This is a genomic window from Mycobacterium pinniadriaticum, from assembly GCF_026242045.1.
GTDB classification, from domain to species: Bacteria; Actinomycetota; Actinomycetes; order Mycobacteriales; family Mycobacteriaceae; genus Mycobacterium; species Mycobacterium pinniadriaticum.
On sequence record NZ_JAPJDO010000011.1, the window covers coordinates 1 to 25,785 of the forward strand.

General features: G+C 64.7%; 22 protein-coding genes and 1 pseudogene. 6 read left to right on the forward strand and 17 right to left on the reverse strand.

The annotated features are described in order from the left end of the window. A pseudogene (locus ORI27_RS33150) lies at nucleotides 1–160 on the reverse strand (hypothetical protein); the annotation flags it as partial. A 200-nt stretch (nucleotides 161–360) separates the two neighbouring features. Between ORI27_RS33150 and ORI27_RS14585 the strand changes: the two are divergent. Next, nucleotides 361–2,046 carry a 3-ketosteroid-delta-1-dehydrogenase gene (locus ORI27_RS14585; protein ID WP_265997790.1) on the forward strand — a complete coding sequence of 562 codons (1,686 nt, stop codon included), beginning with the start codon at nucleotides 361–363 and terminating at the stop codon, nucleotides 2,044–2,046. Nucleotides 2,047–2,111: 65 nt separating this feature from the next. Here ORI27_RS14585 and ORI27_RS14590 read toward each other — a convergent pair whose 3' ends face one another. The 14 genes from ORI27_RS14590 to ORI27_RS14655 all read right to left on the reverse strand — a co-directional run bounded on the left by ORI27_RS14590 (nucleotide 2,112) and on the right by ORI27_RS14655 (nucleotide 18,221). After that, nucleotides 2,112–3,575 carry an MCE family protein gene (locus ORI27_RS14590; protein ID WP_265997788.1) on the reverse strand — a complete coding sequence of 488 codons (1,464 nt, stop codon included), beginning with the start codon at nucleotides 3,573–3,575 and terminating at the stop codon, nucleotides 2,112–2,114. A 1-nt stretch (nucleotide 3,576) separates the two neighbouring features. After that, nucleotides 3,577–4,668 carry a virulence factor Mce family protein gene (locus ORI27_RS14595; RefSeq protein ID WP_265997809.1) on the reverse strand — a complete coding sequence of 364 codons (1,092 nt, stop codon included), beginning with the start codon at nucleotides 4,666–4,668 and terminating at the stop codon, nucleotides 3,577–3,579. A 35-nt stretch (nucleotides 4,669–4,703) separates the two neighbouring features. Then, on the reverse strand, nucleotides 4,704–6,032 hold the full coding sequence (locus ORI27_RS14600; RefSeq protein WP_265997786.1) for an MCE family protein: 1,329 nt from the start codon (nucleotides 6,030–6,032) through the stop codon (nucleotides 4,704–4,706). Then, entirely contained in the window at nucleotides 6,029–7,336 is a 1,308-nt protein-coding gene (locus ORI27_RS14605; protein ID WP_265997784.1) for an MCE family protein, read from the reverse strand. The genes ORI27_RS14600 and ORI27_RS14605 overlap by 4 nt, the downstream gene beginning before the upstream one ends. Beyond that, entirely contained in the window at nucleotides 7,333–8,361 is a 1,029-nt protein-coding gene (locus tag ORI27_RS14610) for an MCE family protein (RefSeq protein ID WP_265997782.1), read from the reverse strand. The genes ORI27_RS14605 and ORI27_RS14610 overlap by 4 nt, the downstream gene beginning before the upstream one ends. A gap of 27 nt (nucleotides 8,362–8,388) precedes the next feature. Continuing rightward, nucleotides 8,389–9,837, reverse strand: a complete 1,449-nt coding sequence (locus ORI27_RS14615; RefSeq protein WP_265997780.1) for an MCE family protein — start codon at nucleotides 9,835–9,837, stop codon at nucleotides 8,389–8,391. 4 nt (nucleotides 9,838–9,841) lie between these two features. Beyond that, complete coding sequence (locus tag ORI27_RS14620; RefSeq protein ID WP_265997778.1) at nucleotides 9,842–10,696, reverse strand: ABC transporter permease; 855 nt, start codon at nucleotides 10,694–10,696, stop codon at nucleotides 9,842–9,844. Next, entirely contained in the window at nucleotides 10,693–11,460 is a 768-nt protein-coding gene (locus ORI27_RS14625) for an MlaE family ABC transporter permease (RefSeq protein ID WP_407666324.1), read from the reverse strand. Before ORI27_RS14625 ends, ORI27_RS14620 begins: the two co-directional genes overlap by 4 nt. A 357-nt stretch (nucleotides 11,461–11,817) precedes the next feature. Continuing rightward, entirely contained in the window at nucleotides 11,818–12,633 is an 816-nt protein-coding gene (locus ORI27_RS14630; RefSeq protein WP_265997774.1) for an enoyl-CoA hydratase/isomerase family protein, read from the reverse strand. Between the two features lie 49 nt (nucleotides 12,634–12,682). Further along, nucleotides 12,683–13,615: a biphenyl-2,3-diol 1,2-dioxygenase gene (gene bphC, locus ORI27_RS14635; RefSeq protein ID WP_265997772.1), complete on the reverse strand. Its 933-nt coding sequence runs from the start codon at nucleotides 13,613–13,615 to the stop codon at nucleotides 12,683–12,685. A gap of 47 nt (nucleotides 13,616–13,662) precedes the next feature. Then, entirely contained in the window at nucleotides 13,663–14,844 is a 1,182-nt protein-coding gene (locus ORI27_RS14640; RefSeq protein ID WP_265997770.1) for an acyl-CoA dehydrogenase family protein, read from the reverse strand. A 36-nt stretch (nucleotides 14,845–14,880) separates the two neighbouring features. Continuing rightward, nucleotides 14,881–16,050, reverse strand: a complete 1,170-nt coding sequence (locus ORI27_RS14645) for a Rieske 2Fe-2S domain-containing protein (protein WP_407666323.1) — start codon at nucleotides 16,048–16,050, stop codon at nucleotides 14,881–14,883. A gap of 145 nt (nucleotides 16,051–16,195) precedes the next feature. Continuing rightward, entirely contained in the window at nucleotides 16,196–17,020 is an 825-nt protein-coding gene (locus ORI27_RS14650) for an enoyl-CoA hydratase/isomerase family protein (protein WP_265997767.1), read from the reverse strand. Next, complete coding sequence (locus ORI27_RS14655) at nucleotides 17,007–18,221, reverse strand: NADH:flavin oxidoreductase (protein ID WP_265997765.1); 1,215 nt, start codon at nucleotides 18,219–18,221, stop codon at nucleotides 17,007–17,009. The genes ORI27_RS14650 and ORI27_RS14655 overlap by 14 nt, the downstream gene beginning before the upstream one ends. 187 nt (nucleotides 18,222–18,408) lie before the next feature. On the opposite strand from ORI27_RS14655, the gene ORI27_RS14660 reads away from it, so the two are divergent. Continuing rightward, nucleotides 18,409–19,269 (forward strand): alpha/beta fold hydrolase, encoded by an 861-nt coding sequence (locus tag ORI27_RS14660; protein WP_266073983.1) that lies wholly within the window; start codon nucleotides 18,409–18,411, stop codon nucleotides 19,267–19,269. A gap of 75 nt (nucleotides 19,270–19,344) precedes the next feature. Further along, nucleotides 19,345–20,022 carry a PadR family transcriptional regulator gene (locus ORI27_RS14665; protein WP_265997762.1) on the forward strand — a complete coding sequence of 226 codons (678 nt, stop codon included), beginning with the start codon at nucleotides 19,345–19,347 and terminating at the stop codon, nucleotides 20,020–20,022. Here ORI27_RS14665 and ORI27_RS14670 read toward each other — a convergent pair. Both ORI27_RS14670 and ORI27_RS14675 read right to left on the reverse strand, forming a co-directional pair. After that, nucleotides 20,019–21,599, reverse strand: coding sequence for an AMP-binding protein (locus ORI27_RS14670; protein ID WP_265997761.1), 1,581 nt, complete (start codon nucleotides 21,597–21,599; stop codon nucleotides 20,019–20,021). The genes ORI27_RS14665 and ORI27_RS14670 overlap by 4 nt on opposite strands. 76 nt (nucleotides 21,600–21,675) lie before the next feature. Then, complete coding sequence (locus ORI27_RS14675) at nucleotides 21,676–22,437, reverse strand: IclR family transcriptional regulator (protein WP_323055610.1); 762 nt, start codon at nucleotides 22,435–22,437, stop codon at nucleotides 21,676–21,678. 297 nt (nucleotides 22,438–22,734) lie between these two features. Here ORI27_RS14675 and ORI27_RS14680 point away from each other — a divergent pair, with 297 nt between their 5' ends. The 3 genes from ORI27_RS14680 (at nucleotide 22,735) to ORI27_RS14690 (ending at nucleotide 25,778) form a co-directional block, all read left to right on the forward strand. Continuing rightward, nucleotides 22,735–23,940: an acyl-CoA dehydrogenase family protein gene (locus ORI27_RS14680; RefSeq protein WP_265997759.1), complete on the forward strand. Its 1,206-nt coding sequence runs from the start codon at nucleotides 22,735–22,737 to the stop codon at nucleotides 23,938–23,940. After that, on the forward strand, nucleotides 23,937–24,929 hold the full coding sequence (locus ORI27_RS14685) for an acyl-CoA dehydrogenase family protein (RefSeq protein ID WP_265997758.1): 993 nt from the start codon (nucleotides 23,937–23,939) through the stop codon (nucleotides 24,927–24,929). Before ORI27_RS14680 ends, ORI27_RS14685 begins: the two co-directional genes overlap by 4 nt. A gap of 108 nt (nucleotides 24,930–25,037) precedes the next feature. Beyond that, the gene (locus ORI27_RS14690) at nucleotides 25,038–25,778 is read left to right on the forward strand and encodes a FadR/GntR family transcriptional regulator (protein WP_265997756.1); all 741 of its coding nucleotides are present in this window, start codon (nucleotides 25,038–25,040) and stop codon (nucleotides 25,776–25,778) included. Nucleotides 25,779–25,785 lie beyond the last annotated feature (7 nt).

The window sequence follows — 25,785 nt, forward strand, 5'->3', positions numbered from 1 at the left end:
GCGGACCACCACCCTGAAACGCCACCGGAATGTCGCGACCCATCGCCGCAGACGGCACCATCAGGTACTCGACGTCGGCGGCATGGCCGGCCGGCGCTGTGGCACCCCACATACCGAACGCGACGACGACGGCCGACATCACCGACAGCACCCGCCGCATGGGGCCTCCGCCCGGTTGTCCAGTTCGTCGTCACGCCAACCTTGTTCGCGCCACGCGATCGTTGGCAAGGGCCTGCCCGCTCAGCGGCACAACGATTGGCAGTGCCCTCGTTGAACTGGTGTTCCGCTCAGGGGAAAGCCGATGCCAATCGGCTGCCCCCGTCACTAGAGTCACCGACATCACCGCGTGGAAGAAGGCCGATGACGACACAGACCTCCGCAACCGAAAACACCCATACCGTTGATCTGTTGGTGGTGGGTTCGGGCACAGGCATGGCGGCCGCACTGGCCGCCAACGAGCTCGGGCTGTCCTGTCTCATCGTCGAGAAGACCGGTTACGTCGGTGGTTCGACCGCCCGTTCCGGCGGCGCGTTCTGGGTGCCGGCCAACCCGGTTCTGCGTCGCAGCGGATCCCCCGACTCGCTGGCGGAAGGGCGCCGATACCTGGCCGCCGTCGTCGGCGATGGCGTCCCCCCCGAACGCGTCGAAAGCTTCCTCGACAACGGGTCGTCAATGGTCGACATGCTGTCGCGCACCACTGGGATGAAGTTCACCTGGGCGAAGGGATATTCCGACTACCACCCCGAGCGGCCCGGCGGCAGCGTCGTCGGACGAACCTGCGAGTGCCTGCCGTTCAACGCGTCGGTGCTCGGCGCGAACCGCAAGACCATGCGTCCGGGCATCTTGAATCCCCCGATTCCGATGCCGATCACCGGAGGCGACTACCGGCTGGTCAATCTCATCGCCAGCTTCCCGCAGAAGGCGGTCCCCCGCATGCTGAAGCGGGCGTTCCAGGGGGTCGGCGGACTGCTCATCGGGCGGCGCTACGTCGCGGCGGGCCAGGCGCTGTCGGCCGGGATGTATGCCGGGGTGCTACGCGCCGGCATCCCGGTGTGGACCCAGACCTCTCTCACCCAACTCACGGTCGACGACGGCACAGTAACCGGTGCCGTACTGCGCCGCGGAGCCGAGACGATCAAGGTGGTCGCGCGCCGTGGCGTCGTGTTGGCGGCCGGCGGGTTCGACCATCGGATGGACTGGCGGCACAAGTTCCAGTCGGAATCGCTCGTCGAGGGGTTCAGCCTGGGCGCCGAGGGCAATACCGGCGACGCCATTCGGCTCGCCCAGGAAGTGGGCGCCGACATCACGCTGATGGATCAGGCGTGGTGGTTCCCGGCGTTCGCGCCGCTTCCCGGCGGCGAGCCGCCGATGATGCTCGCCGAACGTTCACTGCCCGGGTCGCTGATCGTCGACCAATCCGGCTCGCGATTCGTCAACGAGGCGTGCGACTACATGTCGTTCGGGCAGCGACTGCTGGCCCGCGAGCACGCCGGCAACCCGGTCGAGCAGATGTGGCTGATCTTCGATCAGAAGTACCGCAACAGCTACCTGATGGCCGGCGAGATCTACCCCAGGATGTCGATCCCGAAGTCTTGGTATGACGCCGGAATCGCCTACCGCAGTGACACGTTCGCCGACCTGGCGGCGAAGGTGGGCTTGCCCGTCGAGACGTTCAACGCCACCGTGGCGCGCTTCAACCAGATCGCCGCCGGCGGGACCGATCCCGACTTCGGCAGGGGAACAAGCGCATACGACTGGTATTACGGCGACCCGAGTGTCAAACCCAACCCCAATCTGCGCAGTCTGGACCGGGGACCGTTCTACGCCGTCAAGGCGGTGCTCAGCGACCTGGGAACCTGCGGCGGCCTGCGCGCCGACGCCCACGCCCGCGTCCTGCGCGAGGACGGTGCCGTCATCGACGGCCTCTATGCGATCGGCAACACCGCGGCCAACGCGTTCGGGACGACCTATCCGGGGGCCGGCGCGACGATCGGCCAGGGCCTGGTGTTCGGCTACGTCGCCGCCCACGACGCAGCGCGTCCGTGACATCGACACTCGAGAACCGCTAACAGCATTGGCGCCGGCAGTCGTCGGCGCCAATGCTGTTGGAATCAGTGCGAATCCGGCGGCAGCAACATCGACTGCCACGTCGGCCGCTGCGGCCCCGCCTCAGCGAGGTCTGACTGGGTATATACCTGCCCGTCGGGCCCCAGATAGGCGCCGGTGGCCGGATCGTATGGGGTGACGGCCATTCCCGAGGCGGGCGCCGGCGGTGCCGGGTCGGCCGGGGGTGGTCCACTATCAGCCGGCAGCTGTGGGATGTCCTGACCGGACAGTGTGGCGTTCGGGTCACCCTTCCAGCTGGTGCCATCGTTGAGCGGCACATAGTGCTCGTCGCTCTCGCACATCGTGACCGTCGGAGCGCGCTTGCCCGGACGCGTCTCACAGGGCAGGTTGCGCGCACCACGGACGTTCTGTTGTGCGTCCTGCGGTATCCGGCAGTAGAGATCACCGGCGGGCCGGTCCGGTGCATCGGTCTGCGCGGCTGTGCGTCGCTGCGTGGCCGGTAGAAAGCCCGTCGTGCACGGCGGCGGAATGTTGACGTTCAGGTTGAAGTCGAGGTAGGTGCCCTTGTAGGCCTGCCGGGTGTTGTGGTTCGCCACCGTGCCGGCCTGCACCATCGCCACGCCCTGTGGTATCAGCACCAGGAGTTGCTCGATGTCGTGCCGATAGGTGACGGCGACTTGTCCGACGCTTACCAGGTTGGTCAGGATCACCGGAATCGTCGGTTGGATCCGCTCGATGAGTTGGCGTGCTTCCTGCGCGCCCGCACCGCCGTTGGCGATCACGCCGCCGACGGCGGTGTTCTGATCCCGCAGTTGCCGGGTGATAGTCGCCAGATGCGCGGCCCAGGCACCGATCGCATCACCGGTTTGGACTTGCGATCGAAGAAGCGGCCCGGATTGGTCGATCACCGTGGTCAGCGAGTCCAGGTTGGCCCGCGCGTCGATGGCCAGGGTGTCGCTTCCCTTGACAATCCGTGATAGGTCGGAGCCGAGACCACCGATCGCAGTGTAGGACTCGTCGACCGCCGTCTTCAGGGCATCGTGCGGGATGGCCGCGAGCCCCCGGTTCGCGGCGTCGAGCACGCCGTCGACCGGTGGGGGGACCGAGGTCTGGCTCAACGGGATGACGTCGCCGTTCTGCAAGGGCTTGGCGGTGCCGTCGCGCGGGAGCAGCGCGACGTACTGTTCGCCGATGGCGGACTGACTGTGCACCTCGGCCTCGAGATCGGACGGGATTCGGATCCCGGATGTCAGCGACAGTACCGCTGCGACCGTGCCGTCCGGGTTCAGCTGGACCGAGCTGACTTTGCCGACCTGCGTCCCGCGATACGTCACGTTGCCCGTCGGATACAGCCCACCGGATTGCGGGAGCTCGACGGTGACGGTGTAACGCCCGACGCCGAACATCGCCGGCATCTTGATGTAGCCGAACACCATCACAGCGCCGGCGGTCAAGGAGACGATCCCGAAGATCATCAACTGGATGAGAATTCTTCTGCCAAGATGCATCTCAGCGGCCTTCGTCGAGGTGATAGGGCACGATCAACGGGTTGCCCGCGGTGTAGGGACTGGGCATCTGGCCGATGGTCCGACCCCACTGCAGTTCGAGCTCGGTCAGCGCGCCCTCGAAGCGGGTTCCGGTCAAGTACGCCGCATCGAGCCGGCTCAGTGTCAGATCGACGATCGCGGTCATGTTGCCGTAGTCGCCGCGGAACCAATTCTCGAGCGTGTCGGCGGGGAACGGGTACGTCGCCAGCATACCGAGCGATCGGGTCAGTGCCGGGCCGGCATCGGCAAGCGACTTCAGCACCGGCCCAATGTCTTTGAGCTCCTTGACCAGAGCCTCCTTGGTCTGGTGCACCGAGTCCGCCGCGAGCGCGCTGAACTGGCCGAGCTTTTCCACCGCGTCGGCCATGGCGTTGCGTTCATCCCTGAGCACCGCGATGGCATCCGGAATGGTCGTGAGCGCCTTGTCCACAACCGGTTTCTGCTCGGCGAATCTGTCGACCAGCCGGTTGAGCTTGTCGGTGGCGTCGATGATGTCGGAGGTCTGCGCGTTGATGCTGGTGAAGAACGTATCGAGTTGTCCGATGAGGCTGCGCAGATCCTGCTCTCGACCGCGGAAGGCGGTGCTGAATGTCTGTATCACGTCCTGCAAGTTCCCCACACCGCCGCCGTTGAGCAGCAACGAGACCGCCGCGAGTGTCTGCTCGGTGCTCGGATAGGCGCCCGCATTGGGCAGTGCGATCACAGACCCGTCGTGCAGTCTGCCTTCGGGCGCGATGCCGGCTGGGGGTGCAAGCTCGATGTGCAGGGACCCGAACAAGCTCGTCTGCCCAATGGTGACAGTGGAATTCGCGGGCAGCTCAACACCGCCGTCGAGCCGCATCGTCACCAATGCATGCCAGCCCTGCCGTTCGATCTTCGTAACGGTCCCGACATTGATGTCCCCGACGCGTACCCGCGAGTTCTGCTGGATGTTGTTCACGTCGGGCATCTGCGCCTGGACAACGAACGAACCCGGCCCACCGCCCTGGGTACCGGGCAGGGGGAACGAGTTGAGCCCTCGCCAGCCGCATCCGGACAGCATGGCCGTCGTCATCAGCGCGACGGCCAGGCCCACGGCGCGGTGGCGCCTCACGGGGTCCCCTCCGGTGGAACCATGATGCCGGGCAGGCCCGCGGCGGGATCGGTGGGCACCGTCGACGGCAGCGGTGGGCCTTGATCGGGAGTCGCCGGGGCGGCATCCGCTGGGGGCGGCGGTCCCTGCGCCGGTGGCGCAGGCGGCACGTAGTCCGGGCGAAGCCAGTCCTCGCTGAACGTCACTTCGTTCGGCCGCGCCTGCGCCCCGGCGAAGAAGTTGAACCCGAGCGGGAGGAGGTAGTTGTACTGCCGGTTCTTGACGATCGGCGCAAGGTATTGGACACACAGTTTCGCTGACTGTTCGGCGTTGAGCCGCGATGCGGCCTGGATGGCTCCGCAGATGAAGTTGATGGGATTGCTGAAGTTGGTTCCCGCCAGCACCCCGGTGATCGCACCCTGGGCGGGTTGATAGATGTTGACGTAGTTACTCAGCGTGGTCGGCAACAGATGCAGAGCCTGCTTGATGTCGTCGATGCTGGCGCCCAGCGTCGACGCCAGCTCCGCGAGCTTGTCCGACGTGGTCCCCAGCCCGTCGCGGTTCTCGGCCACGAACCCCCGAACATCGGTGATCGCGGTGTTCAGGTCCGAGACGGCCCGGCTCACCTCGTCGGGATCGTCGGACAACAGGGCGGTGACGGCGGCCAGGTTCCGGTTGAGTTCGCTCATCAGTCCCGCACTGTCGTGCAGAGCGGACACCAACACGGCGAGGTTCTTCACGGTGCCGAAGACGTCGTCGGATTGGTCGCCGAGGATCGACAACGCCTGCGAGAGCTTGACAACCATGTCGTGGATGTCGGTACCGCGGCCGCGGAGATTGTCGGCGACGGTGTTGACGAAGGCACCGAGGGTGGATACACCGCCCGGTTCGGTCGGTTGCAGCGTTTGGGTGAGCTTCTCCAGCTGAGCGCGCAGGTTATCCCACTCGACGGGCACCATCGTCCGGTCGCGCGTTATCACCGCACCGGTCTGTAGAACCGGGCCCGCGGTGTACGCCGGGGTCAGCGCGATGGCCCGGGACGACACCAGAGACGGAGCGATGATGACGGCCTTGACATCAGCGGGGACCCGATAGCTGTCATCGACCCAGAAGGTGATCTTCGCTCGTTGCGGCTGCGGCTCGATGGTATCGATCTCGCCGACCGGGACACCGAGGATACGCACCTCGTCACCGGGATAGATGCCAGTGCTGCTGTCGAAATAGGCTGTCACCCGGATCTTCCCGCGCAGATCGGTGACGTGTAGTACCACGACCAGCCCGGCGATCAGGACCGCAACAAGCGCCAGTGCGAGCCCGATCTGCGTTCGGCGGCGGACTCTGATCATCGCGCACCCCCGGCCGGATTCGGCTCACCGGGCGCCGGCACATACACCGGCGACGGCGTCGGCTCGACGGCGGCCCCGGGGTCCGGCGGTGTCACCGCGGGCGGCCCGGGCGGCGCCCCGCCCGGCGGGGGCGCCGGAAGAGGCTCGCGGTAGGGGTAGCGGGGGTCACCCGGGTTCCCGGTGATCGCGTCGGGCAGCGTCAGGTTGGGCGTACCACCCTGGCCGGTTCGCGGGAACGGGATCGGCAACGCCGGCGTAGCCGGCTGGCCGGTCGGCGGATCCACCAGTTCGGAAGGCAGTTTCACATTCGGGTCCAGACCCAGATCGGAGAACGCCGCGTCCACGAAGGGCTGGATGAACTGACCGGGTAGGAGGTTGGCGACGTAGGCGTTGAAGAACGGGCCCGACGACACCGACTCCCCCAGCGACATCGCGAACGCGTTGAGCCGATGCAGTGACTCCTGGACGCGGTCTTTGCGGTTCGCGACGATGGTCAACGCGCCGTTGAGCTTGTCCAGCGCCGGCCGCATCTGCTGACGGTTGTCCGAGACAAAACCTGACAACTGCTTGGACATGGCCGAAAGATCGCCCATCACATCGTCCAGTGCGTCACTCTCGGTGCGCAGCTGGGCCAACAGGGCATTGGTATTGGCGATCAGGGACACCACCTGATCGCTCCGGTTCGCCAGCACCCCGGTCGCCTTCTTGGCGCTTGTCAGCAGGTCACGCAGTTGTTGATCGCGGGTGTTCAGCGTTTGCGAGAACCGTGACAGGCCCTGCACCGCGAGCTGGAGATCGGGCGGAGTGTCGGCGAATGTCTGGGCCAGCGTGGCCAACGACTCTGAGAGTTGACCGGTGTCGGTGTGTTGCACGGTCGCCGCGAGATCGCCCAGGACATCGTTCAATTGGTAGGGCGACGTCGTACGTTCCAGCGGTATCGGACCCGAGAGGCTGCCCTGCCCGCGCGGATCGACCTCGAGGATCTTGGCGCCCAGCAGACTCTTCGTCTTGATCGCGGCTTCGGTGCGATCGCCCAGGTGCACATCGTTGTCGATCTTGAACCGGACCACCACCCGCGTTCCGTCCAGCCCGACGCTCTCGACGCTGCCCACCTGATAGCCCGACACCTGCACGGCCGCACCCGGCGACAATCCCCCCGCCTCGGCGAAGTACGCCGAGTATGTCGCGCCCGGGTTCAGAAACGGAAGATTGTGATACTCCAGCACTCCGACGACGACTGCCGCCGTTGCGCCGATACCCACGGCGCCGATCACGAGTAGGTTCCGCTCTTTGAAGGTCTTCATTTCGGAGCGCACCGTCCGGTGTCCTGGCCGGCGACCTTGACGTAGACCGGTTGGCCGCCTTTACCGTTCATCTTCAGAAGAACATCGCACAGATAGAAGCTGAAGTAGTCGCCGTAGAGCCCCTGGCGACCGAGGAGTCGATACTTCTCGGGCAGTGTATTGAGCAGGTTGTCCACATAGTCGTGATCGGCGACGACGATGCTTGCAGTCCGATCCACCTGAGCCACATCGTCTTTGATCGCGGGTCGCGCGGCGGTCAGCAGGTCCGCCGTGCTCGCCGCGGCGGAGTCGGCGTACGCCAGCCCGGCACTGATCTCGGTCTTGCGGTCGGCCAGGTTCGCGACGAGTTCCGCCAGTGACGTCACCGCCTTGTCGAACTGGTCGCTTTGGCCTCCCAGGGACCCCAGGACAGTGTTGAGGTTCCCGACGACCTGGCCGATCAGCTCATCACGATCGGCCAGTGTGCTGGTCACTGCCGCGGTCTGGGTGAGAAATGATCCGATGGTGTCGCCCTCGCCCTGAAATGCCGAAATCAGTTGGTGGGTCAGCATGTTGACCTGATCGGGGTTCAATGCCCGGAACAGGGGGCGGAATCCACCGGTGAGCGCATCGAGATCCAGTGCCGGCGCCGTCCGTGTCACCGGGATGGTGTCACCGGGGCGCAGGACCGCGGTGTCGCCGACACCCTCCTCGAGAGCCAGGTAGCGGCCGCCGATGAGGTTGTCGTAGCGAATCACGGCCCGGGTTCCCGCGGTCAGCACCACGGACGGGTCGGTCGAGAACCGCACCATCAGTGTCGCGTCGGGCAAGAGCTTGATGCTCACCACCTTGCCGACCTCGACCCCGGCGATACGGACGAAGTTGCCACCGGACAGTCCGCTGATATTGCTGAATTGGGCTTGGTAGACCTGATTTCGCTCGAACCTCAGTTGACCGAAGATCGCGAACAGCGCGGCTATCCCGGTCGCACAGATGAGGATGAAGATCGCCAGGCGCCACATTGCTCCGGCGAGGCTTTGTCTCACGTCATCGTCCCCTTGCTTGCGGTTTGGTCACGGGCTGGGCTGCCCACCGTCGGGTGGTGGCGGCGCACCGAACACCGCGGGTGGCGGCGGCTGCGGCGGGATGGTGCCCGGTGCCACCGGCGTACCTTCGACGGGCACGGGCGGTGGCGCGGGCGCCGGCGGAATGCCGGGCCACAGCGGGACCCCACCGGGCCCGTAGAGCGCGGCACCGTACGGAGGCGCCCCCGGGTAGGGAATCGGTCCGGGTGCGGGTCCCGGAATGCATTGGCGGACGCTCGGTTTCTCGGGTACCGCCCGAGTGACGGGAAGGTAGTCGGCATAGCACGGGTGCCCGATGCCGGGATTGGGCCGGATGTCCATCCCGGTTCCCCAACCGGTGTTGGTCACCAGTTGCCGTACCGGGAACATCTTGGTCGCGTCCGGCAGCGACCCACAACCGGGCTTGCCGCCGGGGCCACCCTTGGCCGCTACGATCGGCAGGTTGTCCGGATAGGTGTAGGGATCATCACCCATCAACACTGCCGCGTCGGCCACATAGGTGCGACCGTTGCCACCAACTGCGGCAAGGCCACCGTTGTCCAGCCACCACTTCGCCCCGATCAGGGTGCAGGTGTATTCCGGGTTGTACGTCAGCAGCAGATCAGTGGTGGGTGCGGCCAGGTTGATCGCATCGACCAGGTTCTTCTGGTTCGGCGCGAGCAGATCTATTCCGGCTTGGGCGAATCCGATGGTGTTGAGCAGCAGCGAATCCAGCGCGGAGGCCTGACTGGTGATCGTCTCGCTCGTCACGCTGGCAGCGTCGAGCACACGAAGGATGTCGGGAGCCGCATCGGCGTAGACATCGCTGAACGCCGCGAAATCCCGCCAATTCTGCCGCATCGTGTCCGCGCGCGGATTGATGGCCGCCAAGACCTGGTTGGCGTCGGTGATCGCCTGGCCCATTCGCTCACCCTGACCCCGGAATCCCTCCGATAGGGCACTGAGCACCGCGTTGAGCTTGGCCGGATCGATCTGGTGCAGCAGGCCGACCAGGTTCTGAAAGACGGTGTTGACCTCTGTCGTGACGTTCCGCGATGTCAGCACCGCGCCGGCGGCCAACCGCTGCGGGCTCGGATGTTCGGGATAGATCAGATCGACGAACTTGGCGCCGAATACCGTTGTCGCCCGGATCTGTGCGCCGACATTGGCCGGGATGTACTTGATCTGCCCCGGTGAAATGTCAAGGCGCAGGCTGACCGAGCCCGGCCCGCTGGCGATCCGGGCGACCCGCCCGACCTGCACGCCGTTCATCATCACCTTCGCGCCGGACTCCATCACCAGACCGGCCCGGTCGGCGGTAACAGTCACCGGCACATACGAGCTGAACCTCCCGGTGTACAGCGCCCCGGTCAGCGTGAAGACACCGACGATGACGGCGACGAGGATCAATGTCCACCATGCCGGATGCAGCCGGCGTTCGCCTGGTCGTGGTTGCATGGCGTTACGAGGCCAGGTGGAAGTTGCCGGACTGGCCGTAGACGGCCAGTGAGACCAAAAGGCTTACGGTGACGGCAGATACCAGCGATGCGCGTACGGCGCGTCCGACCGCTTCGCCCACGCCGGCCGGCCCGCCGGTAGCGGTGTAGCCGTAATACGTGTGCACCAGCATGATCACCACCGACATCGCGACGGCCTGCAGGAACGACCACAGCAGGTCGGTGGGAATCAGGAAGGTGTTGAAGTAATGGTCGTACACCCCGGTCGACTGGCCATAGACCAGAGTGGTTCCCAGTCGGGCGGCAAGGAAGGACATCAATACGGCGATGCAGTACAACGGAATCACGACGATCACACCGGTGAATACCCGGGTGGAGGCCAGGTAGGCAAGCGACCTGATCCCCATGACCTCGAGCGCGTCGATCTCCTCGGAGATGCGCATCGCACCGATCTGCGCCGTGGCCCCGGCCCCGATCGTGGCGGCCAACGCGATGCCGGCTGTCACCGGCGCGATGATCCGAACGTTGACATACGCCGAAATGAATCCGGTGAGCGCCTCGACGCCGATTCCGGCCAGTTGGTTGTAACCCTGTACGGCGATGAGCGCGCCGGCGGAGAGAGTCAGGAAGCCGACGACCACGATGGTGCCACCGATCAGCGCTAACGCGCCGGTGCCCAGACTCATCTGCGCCATCAGCCGAACGATCTCGGTCTGGTAGTGGACGACGGCATCCCCGATCGAACGGACGGTTGCCGCATAGAACTGCGTCTGCCGGCCGATGCGATTCCAGCCGTCAGCCCAGTTGCGGCCCACGCGGCGGATCCTGGGCACCCGCCGGCTGGGTATGCCCGCCTTCATCGGGGACCGCCGAACTGGACCGCCGTGATGATGAGATTGATGACGTAGAGGGCCACGAAGGAGTAGACGACTGTCTCGTTGACCGCGTTGCCCACGCCGGCGGGGCCACCACCGACCGAGATTCCCTTGTAGCAGCCGATGAGGCTGGCAGCGAATCCGAACAATCCTGCCTTCACCAGGGACACCACCACGTCTTCGAGCCCGGTGAGCAGCGTCAGTCCGGCGACGAATGCGCCGGGGGTGACGTGCTGGACATAGACCGAGAAGAAGAACGAGCCGACCAGCGTGGCGAGCGACACGACGGCCGAGAGCAGGATGGCGATGATGCATCCGGCCAATACCCGGGGCACGACCAGCGACTGGAGAGGGTTGATACCCAGGACTCGCAGTGCGTCGAGCTCCTCCCGAATGGTCCTGGCGCCCAGGTCGGCGCAGATGGCGGTGGCGCCCGCACCGGCGACGACGAGCACGGTCACGATCGGGCCGAGCTGGGCCAGCGATATCCCGGCCCCCGTTCCGGCGAAGTCAGCGGCCCCGAAGTCGAAGAGCAGGACGTTGAGGGTGAATGCCGCCAGCACGGTGAACGGGATGGCGAGCAGAAGCGCCGGCACGATCGACACCCGGGCGATGAACCAGCACTGAAAGATCAATTCCCGCCATGCGAACGGACGTCGTGGGATGAGCACGATCGTGTCCAGCGCGGTGGCGTAGAAGTCGCCGATGCCCCGAAGCGGCTTTTGCAGATCCGTGTGTCGCACCGCGATCTCCCTACCGGCGCACCGGCGCGAGTGCGCGGTTCGGCGAACTCGCGACGCATTGACGACGGATGAGCGCTGTGTGCCGCCTGACCGCAAATCGGTGAATCATGTAACTCCTGCTCCGTGTTCCACTCGGAACTTGCTCTGGTGAACAGACGACCGATCGCGCTCGAGCTCACACCGATTCGGCTTTTGTTGTATGTGTCACAACGAGATTAGGGATGCCGGCGACCGCTGCATATAGCATGCCCGGTCAGCGGAAAACTTGTGGAACGTGGTATGCGCGACGCACACATGACCGAACATCCGTTGGATGACAACGGATGTCGGTACCACCAATGTGTCACGCGCACCGTCGAGCGGTCAGGCTCCTCGCGATCGGGCGTGGAACCTGGCGACGCGCTGCTCGAACTCGGCGGTACCGAACGAGCTGAATTCCTCGGCGAGTGCGTATTCCAGTACCCCGAGGGCGGCCCGCCTCAGGTGCATGTTCATCGCCGTCTTCGACGTCTGCACCGCTTGAGCCGGCAGCGCCGCAAGCCGTTCACCCAGCGCGATGGCGGCGTCGAGGACGGACGCGTCGTCGACGACCTTGGTGACGAGGTTGAGCTTCTCAGCAGCTTCGGCGGTGATCTTGTCCCCGAGCAGGACGTACTCCTTGGCTTTCATCATCCCGACGAGCAACGGCAGCATCGCAGCCCCGCCGTCGCCAGCGGTCAGGCCGACCGCGACATGGGGATCGGCCAGATAGCTGGACTCACCCATCACCATGAGATCGCTCAGCAGGGCGATTGAGCAACCCAGGCCCACCGCCGCACCGTTGACCGCCGCGACCAACGGTTTGGGAAAGTCGATCACCTCCAGGAACAGGGTCCTCGCCTCGGCGAACAGTGCCCGGCGCAGCTCGGAGTCGGCGATCATCCGGGTGAACATATCCATGTCCCCGCCCGCCGAGAACGCCTTGCCCACACCGGTTGTCACAACCGCGCGAACGTCCTCGTCGGTGGCGAGCCGTCGCCAGATTCCCGCCAGGGCGTGGTGCAGCCCCTCATTGACCGCGTTGTAGCTGTCAGGCCGGTTGATCCGCACGACGTGGACCGATCCCACTCGCTCCACCAGAAGCCACGGCGCGAAGTACCGATAGCCCGGCGCCGTCTCGGGGGCTGACGTGGTGGTCATCTCTCTCCTGTCCCACATCGGGTTGACTCCTGCGCTGGGCGGCAACAGATCACGATTCGATGCCGCGCACTGCGGCGAGCGGCTCGGTCGCCGACCAATCATGGCCCCAGTAACTGTCCGCCGAGATCTCTTCGGCGCAGTAATACTGGTTGTCGACCTGCCATCCGTCGGTTCCGAACTCGATGTCCCAGCCCCCCGGAGCCCGGACATAGAAGGACACCATCTTGTCGTTGGTATGCCGGCCGAGGGTGGATGAGACTGAGAACCCCTGCGCGCCCACACGGTCGAGCGCCTGCCCGACGGCGTCAAGCGAATCCACCTCGACCATGATGTGGACCAGCCCCGGGTCTGCGACCGACGGAGCAGGACACAGCGCAAGACTGTGGTGGCGCCGGTTCACGCCGAGGAACCGAACCCGTTGCGGCGGAACGCCGAGCGGAAGCGGCAACCGGAAGGCCCCCCGAGGCAGGAATCCCAGGACCTCGGTGTAGAACTCGAAGTTGCCGTCCAGGTCCGCCACCGGCAGCACCACGTGGCCCAGCCCCATCTCGCCGGTGACGAAACGTGACCCGAACGGGGTCACGACCGGAGTGTGGTCGAGCACCGGCCCGTGGAAGATCTCCAGGACCGTACCGCCAGGGTCTTTACACGACACCAGTTGTTCGACGCGTCGTTCGTCGGCGTCCGCAAGCGCATGCGTGCGGACCTCGACTCCATGCTTCTCCAGGGCGACAACCGCATCGTGCAGGGCTGATTGGTTCGCCACCTGCCAGCCGACGGCCTGGACTTTGTCGGTCTCTCCCGCAACGATCACGATCCGGGCGCAGTGCTCGTCCATCCGCAGATACAGCGCGTCGCTGTCGGGGCCGGTGCCCTCGGCGAACCCGAGGGTGTCGAAGGCGAACATACGCCAGCGATCGATGTCGGCGGTCTGAATTCGCACGTAACCCAGGGAGGAAAACAGCGGGCCACTAGAGGTCATGTCAATCGTCCGATCGATGAGGAGGGGTCGTGTTGCGAGATATGCGGTCAGATCATGAATTTCATCTTCGGTGGCGGATCGATGCCCAGCATCGCCATCGACGCCGCCTGGTAGACGGTGCTCGGCACGTGAATCACGTGGTTCAGGCCGGAATGGACATCGCGCCAGTACCCCTGAACCGATCCGCTGTGCCGGATGGCGTTACCTCCGGATCGGGCGAACAGGGCATCCACCGCGCCGACTGCTCGCCAGGCGGCACGGACCTGCGTTCGCCGGCCCATCGCACGTTGTTCGAATGTCGGCACCGATCCGGCGTCGACGATGTCCCACATCCGGTCGGCGTTCACCAACAACTCGTTGCGGGCGGCGTCGATGTCCGCTGACGCCTCCCCGATGGCGAACAGCAAGTTGGGGTCGTCGCGCACCGCCGATCCCATGGCATCCAGCCGCGACCGCTGATATGCCAGATGCGCCGCCAGCGCGCCTTCGGCCGCACCGATGATCGCCGAGGTGATGCCGAGCGGAAAGACATGCGACCACGGGAGCCGGTAGAGCGTCTCCTCGCGCCCGGCTTCGAGCTGGGCCCGCCCATCGAGCACCTTGTCACCGTCCATGGCCCGGTAGTCGGGCACGAAGGCGTCTTTGACGATCAGGTCTCGTGATCCGGTACCGCGCAGACCTACGACGTCCCAGGAATCCTCGACGATCTCGTAGTCCGAGCGTGGCAAGATGACATGCAGCATGGTAGGCGGCATTTCCGGCTTGCCATCCGCTCCGGCCTTCATCGCGCCGAGTATCACCCACCGGCAGTAGTCGGTGCCCGACGAGAACTGCCAGCGGCCGGTGAGCCGGAAGCCACCGTCGACCGGCACCGCGAGGCCCTGCGGGGCGTATGGCGACGCAACCCAGGTGTTGTCGTCCTCACCCCAGATCTCCTGCCGCACGCGCGGATCGGCAAACCCGAGCTGCCACGGATGCACTCCGACCACTCCGCTGACCCAACCCGCGGCCGGGTTCACCGCGGCCAGCCCCATGATCGTTTCGGCGAACTCACGAGGAGTGGCCTGCTGGCCGCCGTACTCCTTCGGCTGGAGCATCTTGATCATGCCGGCGTCGCGAAGCGTCGCGGCCGTCCCCGGCGTGAGCTTGCACAACCGCTCCTCTTCGATGGCATCGACTCGGAGCTGATCGGCATTCGCCAGAATCTTTTCCAGAACCGGTGTCGCCATGCGCTGACCTCCTAGCATGTTGGTGCTTGTCGGGTGTCAGACGGCCGCGGCCGAATGCCCACGAGTTGCGATATTTTCGGCGATCTCGGCATCCCACTTCGATTGGGCGGTCGACGTGTCGACCTCGAACTCGAAACGGTCCACCATGTCGGGAGTGACGTCCTCGGTATCGACGTAGAACTGGTTGTACCAGCGTCGCAATTGATAGACCGGACCGTCCTCGTCACACAGCAACGGATTGTTCACCCGGGCCTTGTTGCGCCAGATCTGAACGTCCTGCATGAATGCGCCACCGAGGCTGTCCGCGAACTGCTGGGCCATCGCGCCGGCCTCGTCGTCCGACATCCCGTCGGCCTTCTTGACGATCGCACCCCACTGCAGCACAAAGGAATCCGGGGTCACCGGGTAGTGGCAGTTGATCAGAAGGCCCTCCGCGGATGTCCCGCCGGCCGCCAGCGTCTGCCCGTTGACCATGAACGCGGGTCCGTAGTAGGTCGCCCACGAGTCCATGAGCAGACCTTCCTGGCCGTAGTTGGTGTCCAGGTCGATGTCCGGCCGACCGGTCGCGGACATGAACTGCGAGGCCATGTGCTTCTCGAACACGTTCTTGAAGAAGGTCGGCTTGACCAGATGCACGTAGAAGAAGTGCGCCATGTCGACGACATTGTCGATCAGCTCGCGACAGTTGCTGCCCTCGACGATCTGGGTGTTCCAGCTCCAGTCGGTCCACCGCGAGGTGCCATAGCCGTCAAACTCGGGAATCGTGACGTCCTGGGGCGGCTCACGACGTTGCGGATCATTCCACACGAACAGAAGTCCGTTGCGTTCCAACGTCGGCCACGATTGGGTGCGGGCGAGCCTGGGCACCCGGCGTGAGTACGGCACCCCGACGCATTTTCCGTCACCGCCCCAGCGCCAGTCGTGGAAGGGACAGGCGACACCGTCCCCCTTGATGGTGCCCTGTGCCAGATTGCCACCCATATGCCTGCAGTAAGCGTCAAGCACGTTCAGGGTGCCGTCCGATGTCTCGAACACCACGAGGGACGAGCCGAATGCCTCGATCTGGTGCGGCTTGCCGTCACGGTACGTCTTGGCCACACCCAGGCAGTGCCATCCTCGGGCGAACCGATCCGGGGCGGCACCTCCGTCGATCATTCGAACGTCGCCGGTCAACGCGTCGGTCTCGGTACTCACCGCTGGCTCCATTTCCGTTCCCACCATTGCTCTGTCGACTGCTTGTGATCATCGTGGTCGCGTGCGATCAGCGATTCCATAGCGCTTCCGCCTGGCGGGAAGTCTTGTTCTCCTCGGCTTTTGGCGGCAAGGCAGCAGGTTTGCGCCACGAAGCGACTCACGCTGTGCCGGCGGGCGGCCGACGCCGGGAGGCCACCGAGGCCAGACGCGCATGGCACTCGGCGGTGCCGGCCAGCCGCACCTCCGCCCTGGCCTCATCGGCCAGCCCTTCGACGACGCGCGAGCCGATCCCGTCCCACAACAAGCGCTTACATTCGGCCAGCGCCTGCGGTGAGCATCCGGCGAGCGACTGTGCCAATGCGTAGGCCTCCGTCATCAGCATGTCATCGGGGACCACCCGGCTGATCAGTCCGATGCGAAGAGCTTCCTCGGCGTCCACCGTCGCATTGGACAAAACGATCTCGACGGCCTTGCGGAACCCGACCAGCTGAGTCAGCGTGACCGTCAGTCCGCCATCCGGTGCCATTCCGACGCCGATGGCACCGGATCTGAATCGAGCGGTCTGCGAGGCGATCACGAAATCACAGCTGCCCACCAGGCCCAATCCGCCACCGCCGGTGGCATATCCGTGGACCGCCGCGATCACCGGGACCTCGAGCGCGATGATCGCCGAAGTGACCGTCTGCAGCCAACTCGACACCTCCTTCACGTGCTCCGGCAGGCGGTCGACGTTGGCGAGGAAATCGTGGACGTCGCCGCCGGCACAGAAGTTCCGGCCCTCCCCGCGCAACACGACGACCCGCGCCTCGGCACTGCGATGGCAGTCCAACAATGCCCGGTGAAGGGCCGTCAACAGAGACAGATCCATGGCGTTGGCGGCGTCCGGCCGATTCAACGAGATCACGGCGACGCCGTCGTCACGAATCTCCAGCAGCACCGGATCGGAAGGCACTGCATGGCCGCGGGTCTCAGTCGAGGTCATGATGCGACACCACCTCGGCGATGCGAAGCGCTGGCGTCGTCACGACGCACCGGGTCCCGGAGTAGATCGTCGCCATGCACTTGTTGCAGTGAATACACAGCGAGGGCGTTTCGGTGTCACTCGCAATCCGGTTGATCAGGTCGGGTTCTCGGAGCAGGGCACGCGCCATGGCCACGAACTGGAATCCTTCGGCCATCGCAACGCTCATCGAACCGAAGTCCGTCACGCCACCGAGCAGGATCAACGGCATGTCGACGGCGGCGCGCACAGCGCGTGCGTGTTCGAGCATGAAAAGCTCCCGGAACGGATAGTGCTTCAGAAAGAACCGGCCGAACACCTTCATGCCCAACCGAACCGGCGCGGACATCGCCTCGCCCCATTCGCGGATCGGAGCCTCACCTCGAAAGAGATACATCGGATTGACCAGAGAGCTGCCGACCGTCAGTTCGATCGCGTCGAGGGCCCCGTCGTCCTCCAGCCACTTGATGAATTCGATCGCCTCCGCCAATCGCAGACCGCCGGGGACACCGTCGTCCATGTTCACCTTGGCCAGGACTGCGCACCGGTCGCCGACGGCGTCGCGGACGGTCTTCGCGGTGTCCCGGGCGACTCTGGCCCGATTGGCCAGCGAGCCGCCGTATTCGTCACGCCGTCTGTTCAGTACCGGGCTGAGGAAGGAGCTGGTGAAATAGTTGTGGCCGAAGTGGATTTCGATCGCATCGAAGCCCACAGCCGCAGCCATCTGCGCCGCGCTGCCGTGAGCGCGCCGGATTCGCTCGATATCTGTCCGCGTGGCCGCGTGAACCTTCTTCAGGCTCAACGGATTGACCAGACGTGACGGTGCCAGGGCCGGATGTCCGGTCAGTGCCTCGTTGCCGACAGCACCGGCATGGCCGATCTGAGCCGAGGCCGCCGCACCCTTCTCGTGGATGGCATCGGTCAGCCGATGGAGTCCGGGAAGCGCCTCCTCGCGCATCCAGATCTGGCCGTCTTCGGTACGGCCTTCCGGGGCCACTGCCAAGTAGGCAACCGTCGTCATACCCACCCCACCGCGGCTGACGCTGCGGTGGTAGTCGATCAGCTGGTCCGACACCACCGCACCGGGCGTCATTCCCTCGAACGTGGCGGCCTTGATCACTCGATTCCGTAGGGTCAGCGATCCCAGGCGCGCCGGCGCCAAGACATCGGGATGGCCGGTCATTCTTCACCCAACTCCATAGCTCCCTCGCCAGGCACGTCCGAACCCACCGTTCGATCTCGGTTCAACATTGCGCGGTGAGCCGTCAGGACTTCAATATTCTTCCCGGCAGCCGGAACAGGACTTCCCACCGGAAATATCCCCGGTAGCGTCGAATAGGAAACCAGTGCGGCGGCCACAGGAGAACCCTTTGATAGACACCGCGTCATTGACCTATGAAGGCACCAGCAAGGAAATCTGCGGTGACTACCGGCTGCATTATCACGAAGCCGGTGAGGGCGCACCACTGTTGCTGCTTCATGGCTCAGGACCGGGTGTCAGCGCATGGTCGAATTTTTCCAGAAATCTGCCGGTCTTCGCTCAACAATTCCGCACATTATGCCTGGACATGCCGGGGTTCGGCGCCAGCCCCGCGGTCGCCTGGAATAGCGTGTATTCACAGGTCGCCGCCGATGCGGTTCGGTCCTTTATCGACGACCTCGAAATTGAAGCCGTTGATATCGTCGGAAACTCGATGGGGGGAAACGTTGCGGCAGAATTCGCGCTTCGCCATCCAACCCGTGTGCGTCGACTGGTGCTGATGGGGCCGGGTGGGCTGGCGGTAAATATCTTTTCTCCCGCACTAAGCGAAGGCGCAAAGAGGCTCTTCGAATTTCTCGGTGATCCGACCAGAGAGCGGATGATCGCCTGGGTCGAAACGATGGTCAGCGATCGCTCACTGATAACCGATGAATTGATCGACGAGCGGATGGCGAACGCCGAGCGCCCCGGCGTGATCGACACGACCAGGGAAATCTTTGCGACCTTTGACGATCCGGAGCTCAACCCGCTCGGACCGCTCTGGGGCAGAGCGGGCTGCATCCGTCAACCGACGCTGCTCATCTGGGGCCGCGACGATCGAATGCTGCCATACGAGGGTGGCATCTTCCCGTTTCGTCAATTGCCGAATGCGGAACTGCACGCATTCTCGAACTGCGGCCATTGGGCACAGGTCGAGCGAAAGCACGATTTCGAACGTCTTGTGACAGAGTTCGTCACACGGAATCAATAACTCTGACCTTGCGACGCCCTACCTGAATTGGTCGGCGATCTCACAATCGAGGGATCCTTGGTGTAGTGTTGAGCAGTGGCCAAGAAGCGATCCGAACAGAATGATTACCCAGCACTTACGGCTAATGGCTGGACAGTTCTCGGCATCGTGTCCTACAGCAAGGAAGTATCGGGCTATCAGTTGAAGAAGTGGGCCGATTACGGTCCCGGATTCTTTTATCTGTCCCCGTCCTTCAGCCAGGTCTACTCCGAGTTGAAGCGACTCGAAGAAATGGGTCTGGTGATTTCGCGTGAATCACCGGCCGGCGGCCATAACTCTCGCAGCAAGCGGCTGTATCGCATTAGCGCCGCAGGTAAGCGCGCCTTGATGAGTTGGTCGCGGAATGCACCCGTGGAGGCGCCAGTACTCAAGCACCCTATGCTCATGCGAGTGATGCTCGGAAACATGAATACACCCGAGCGGCTGCGCGAGATGCTTGCCGAATACATCGAACAATCCGACCTCAAGTCACGCGAGGCGGCCCATTACGCGAAATTCACCGCGGCCGAACCCTATTTCGCTTACGTGTGGATCGCGCTGCGGTGGTCGGAACGCTATTACGCCGCCGAACGCACTCTTGCGATCGAGTTACTCAAGGATCTCGATCTGGCTGCCGAGCGATTCGGCGCGACGGACTCGGTGCCGGAATGGTTCGAGGCCCCGGCGCTACCGCCGGCTCTGTCGCCTGAGTCGGACGACCCGTCGGACACCTAGCCTGATTGGCTGAGCCGCTGCCTGAGTAGCTGCTTGTGCACCTTTCCGCTTGCCGTATGCGGTAGCTCGCCGACGATGCGCAGCTTCTCCGGCCACTTGTGCGCGGCAAGTCCGCGTGTGCGCAGGTAACCGCCGATTTCCAGATCCGTTTTCGACACCCCTTCTGCCAGTACGAGAAACGCGGCGACCCGCTCCCCCATCTTGTCGTCGGGATAACCGACGACGGCGGCGTCTTCGATAGCGGCGTGCTGGCGCAGGTGGTTCTCAACCTCGAGGGCACTGATGTTCTCACCGCCGCGGATGATGATGTCCTTGACCCGGCCGCGCACCGTGATCGCCCCGGAATCATCAACACTGACCAGATCACCGGTCTTGAAGTAGCCGTCGCCCGTGAAGGCCGACTCGTTGAGTGTCGGGTCAAGGTAGCCGAGGAACAGTTCCGGCCCGCGAACCGCGAGTTCGCCGATACCGTCCCGTTCGTCGAGCAACCGGCCGGAGGCCGGACTCAGCGGTGTGCCGTCGGTCGTCGAGCGTTCTTCCAGGGTCGATTCGGGACCCGAGATGCTGTATGTGGGCATCTCGCTCGAGCCATACGTGCGGGTGACGAGGGCTCCGAGCTGTTGGGATGCCTCGACAATGAGGTCGGCCGGCATATCGGCCCCACCGCACAGGAACAGCCGAAGACTCGACGATGAATCTCGCGTCCGATATTCACCGGACAGTCCGTGCAGGAACGGTGTGGCCCCGAGACTCACCCGACACCCGTCGCGTTCGATGAGGTCAACGGCTGCAACGGGATCCCAGATGTCGAGTAGCGTCACACTCTGCCCGAGCAGAGTGGGCAGGTAGACACCGTAGACGATCCCGGTCAGGTGTCCGACCGGCGAAGCCATGAATATCGCGTCTTCATCGCCGAGGCCGAATTTCTCTACTATCGACCGCATTTCCCAGGTGATGGTCTGGTGATTGTGTAGCACTCCCTTGGGAAGAGATGTGGTCCCCGAGGTATAGAGCAGCAGGCAGATGTCAGAAGGATCCCCGCAGGGATCCATCCCGTCACCGGTGCCGTGGATCTCGTCGAAGGACACGAACCCGTCCGGCAGCTCACCCTGCGGACGAACGACGATGACCGTCGGCGGGTCGGACATCCCCGCCAGGATCTCCGACAACATCTCGACAAAGTCGAATCCCCGGAACACGTGGGGTATGAAAACGGCACGGGACTTGGATTGCTCGAGAATGAACGATACCTCGGCGCGGCGGTAGGTTGTCACGACCGGATTCACCACGCATCCCGCCCAGGACGCGGCATGGATCGCGACGACCGTCTCGAGCCAGTTCGGCAACAGGATGGTCACCACGTCATGCCTGTTCACCCACCGGCCGCGCAGGATCGCCGCCATCGACGCCACCGCGCTTCGCAGTGCGTGATAGCTGATGTCATCGCCGGCCGCTTTGACGGCCGAACGTTCTGGGTGCAGCGCCGCCGCCTGGTCCAGGAAGGAGCACAGTGTGCGCTTCTCCCAGAGCCCTTCGGCTGCATAGTCGACGTCCAGCGGACGGGTGTTGACGAGCATTGTCACTCCTTGATCGTGACCGGGTGGCCTTCAGGCGCTCGGGTGGATCCTTGCGGCATCCCTCCCCCACAACTACTCACGCGCCGCTGAAAGACGCCGTGGTGGTGTGTTGTTGGCTGAGTTTGAGGTGGATCTGGTGACCGGTGTGTTGCACGAGGCTGACGATCCGATCATTGATCGTCATCGACTCCAACGGCCCACAAATCGACACCGCCGCCACCACATCACCCCTGCCACCGACCGGCGCACCGATACAACCGACATGCGGCAACGCCTCACCACGATCAAAAGCCACACCCCGCTGCCGCACCGCAGCCAACTCCTGACGAACCGACAACGACTGCCCAACACCCACCGAACCACCCCCGATCACATTGGCCAACAACACCTTCCCCACACTCGTCGGCGCAGCCGGCCGCCGCCCACCAACCCGCGTCGCGATACCCCCAGCCCCCACCCCCTCCAACTTCTCCAGATACACCACATCGGCACAATCCAGAACCGCCAAATGAACCGTCGAACCCGTCACCCGACGCAACTCCCGAAGAAAAGGCAACGCCGCCGCATGCAACCGATCCTGCTGCACCGCAAGCGTTCCCAACTCCACCAACCGCAACCCAAGCTGATAATGATGCCCATCACGACGAATCCACCGCAACGCCACCAAACGATCCAACATCCGATGCACCGACGAACGCGGCACCCCCGTCCGACGCGAAATCTGCGACAACGTCAACCGCCCAAGATCATCAAACGCCTTCAAGATCAAATCAGCGCGATCAATCCCGCCCACCGGGGCGCACTCATCAAGACCGGTGCTCATCGTTGCCTCCGTCATGCCCACAACCCCTCACCACACCCAGGCTGTGACTCACATTACAGTACTAACAGAAACGTTACAAGCCAAGCCTAAGCAATGCTTGGCATCGCCATAATTGGCTTTGACGTGCGACTATAGCTACGGGCGGAGAGAGTAGCCGAATAAGGCAGACATACCTAATAGGTAGTTCGATGACGAGGTGAACTGCCCGCGGCCGGACGCCCGCGACCACTCCGAACACCCCGACTATGGTGATCGGATAAGTGGTTAAATGGTTAAATATTAAGGGAATGACGTCCAGCTCAAGGGAGTGTGATGGGTCGACTCAACGTAGCCCCGGCCGACTCCGGTCGCGCCGAGTATGTGGATCACGTCGAGCTCTACCGCGTGGATCTGCGCCGCTATCTCGCGGAGTCCGGGTGGACAGCCGACTGGCGCGCGGCGACTTTCGGCACGGCCGAGGAGCGTTTGGACTACGACGCATCAGTCCTGCAACGCCTGTACGCCGACGGATGGAACCGGTACGGCTGGCCCGAAAAGGCCGGTGGGCATGGCGGCAACGAGATCCACCGGGCCGCCTTCTACGACGAGCTGGCCGCGGCCCTTCTGCCGGTCCCCAATCAGCTCTGGACGCTGGAAACCCTTGGACCCGCACTGATCAGATTCGCGCCCCAGCTGGCCGCCGAGCACCTGGACGGCTATCTACGCGGGCAGGAGTGGTGGGGTCAGGGATTTTCCGAACCGGACGCCGGCAGTGACCTGGCCAGCCTGCGCACACGGGCGCTCGACGACGGCCGCGGCGGCCTGGTGATCAGCGGGCAGAAGATCTGGACCAGCCAGGGCGGAACGGCCAGCCGCTTCGTGGTGCTGGTACGCACCGGCAGCGCCGCCAGTCGCCACCGAGGGCTGACGATGGTCCTGGTGGACGCGGACGCGCCGGGCGTCACCGTGCGGCCGATCGCCCTGGCCAGCGGCCGCCGAGAGTTGGCCGAGGTGTTCTTCGACGACGTGGCCGTACCCGGGGACCGCGTGATCGGCGACCGGGACGGCGGCTGGGAGGTGGCGATGTATCTGATGCAGTACGAACGCGGCATGTACGGCTACGCGGTGGTGACCGCCGGCCTGGCGCAGTTGAGCCGGTTGCGCGCGACGATGGTGGGCCACGGCGCCTCGGATGCGGATAAGCAGCGCTTCGCCCAGGTATACGTCGCGACGATGGCCGCGGCCGCCCGCGGCGCGGCAACTGTCCGCAAGCTTGCCGACGGGCAGACGCTCGGGCCCGCCAGCAGCGTGGACAAGCTGCTGTTCAGCAGGGTCGAGAAGGACATCCAGGACCTGATTTTCGACGTTCGGCGCGACTGGATGATCAGCGGGACCGACGATTCCTGCTCCGCCCACGTCGACGAGGCCCGTGCGGACTGGTGGTACGCCAGGGCCGCGACGATCATGGGCGGGACGGCCGAGGTCCAGAGGAACATCGTCGCCGATCATGTCCTGCGTCTGCCCAGGGGAGACCAGTGACCGCCGCCGTCGACGACACGTTGTCCATGGTCGAAGAGACCGTCTTCCACCTGTTCGAGAGCATCGCCGCCGACACCACTGTCCCACCTGCCGCGGTGGGCGACCGGCTGACCGAACTCGGCTGGGCGGAAATCGAAGTCGAATACCCGGCCGAGGCCGATCGGCTGCTGTACCGAGCCCAGGGACGGTTCCTCACCCAGACCGACTGCCTGGATCGTGCGATGCTCGCCGAGCTGACCCCGCTCGCGGGACACCGCATCACCGCGATGGTGCTGCCCACCACCGGTGACGGCTACGACCCGGGCCTCGACTCGCGGGCTTTCAGCGGCTTGCTGACCGGTCCCGTGGAAGGCGTTGTGGCGGTGCCGATTTCCGGCTCGTCCGGGTCGGTGGAGATCGGCCTGGTCGACGTCGGCACGTTGCAAACCCGCCCGCTCGACACCTTCGATCGCTCGCTGCACTGGCTACAGGTACACGGCGCCGTGGACACCACGGTGCCGGCGACCGCGCAGTGGCGCCGCGCGGTCAGTGCCGCTCATCGCGGGATCGCCACCGAGCTGGTCGCTCTGGCCGACGAGATGCTCGGGATTGCCGTCGACCACGGCGTCGCGCGCGTGCAATTCGGCAGGCCGATCGGGAGCTACCAGTCCCCCCGGCACGCTCTGGCCGAGGCAACCGCGGTCCTCGAGGGAACCCGGGCGCTGCTGGACGAGGCATGGCGTCGACGAGACGAATTCTCCTCGACGCTGGCGAGAACCTCCGCCGGCCGTGCGCATCGGACTGTCTGCGACGTCGCGCTGCAGGTCTGCGGCGCCATCGGGCTCACTGCCGAGCACCGCCTGCATCGCTACGTCGTCAGGGGCTTCCAACTCGACTCTCTACTCGGCTCCTACCGACACCACGAGGCCACGCTGGCCCGGGACCTGTTCGGGGAGAACTGCCCAGGAACCGGCCTGCCCACCATCGTCTCGTGGGACCGGCCGCGGTGAGCTCACAGCGCCGGTAGCGAGTACTGGCGACCATCGGAGGCGGCCCAATCTGTAATATCGTTAGCTGTATTACCCGTTCAACAATCCGCAGAGGGTCAGGGAGCCGCAATGGAGGTCACCAGCCTGCGCGAACCGAAGATGTCGGATCGGGTCGCGGGCGTGCTGCGAAAGATGTTCATCCGCGGCGAGATCCCCGAAGGCACGATGCTGCCTCCCGAGGCAGAGTTGATGAGCCGGTTCGGTGTCTCCCGGCCCACCCTGCGGGAGGCCCTGCGCGTCCTGGAATCCCAGTCGCTGATAGAGATCCAGCGCGGAGTCCGCGGGGGTGCTCGGGTGACCCGCCCGACCCGCCAGACACTGGCCGACTATGCGGGCCTGATCCTGCAGTACGACGGCATCACGCTGCGCGACGTCTACGACGCCCGGGCGATCCTCGAGACGCCGATGGTCCGACAGTTGGCCGAGAAGCGCGATCCGGCGGTGATCGCCGAGCTCGAAGCCATCGTCGCCCGAGAGGGCAGCCAGCCCGTCGGCGAGCAGGGTTTCGCCACCCAGACCGAGTTCCATGCCGCGATCGTGCGGTTGTCGGGCAACCACACCATCCAGATGGTCTGCGGAATGCTCCACCACATCATCGAGAAGGCGAACCGCTCCATGCAGCCCACCGAGGGCGCTCGCGCCGACCGGGCGCTGCGGCGTTCGGCCAAATCCCATGCGTTGGTACTGGAGATGATCAAGGCCGGTGACGCCGAGAACGCCACCCAACTCTGGAATCGGCACCTGAAGAAGGCCGAGGAGTACGTGCTGGCCGGTTCCGAGATGTCGACCGTGCTCGATCTGCTGGACTAACCCGCGA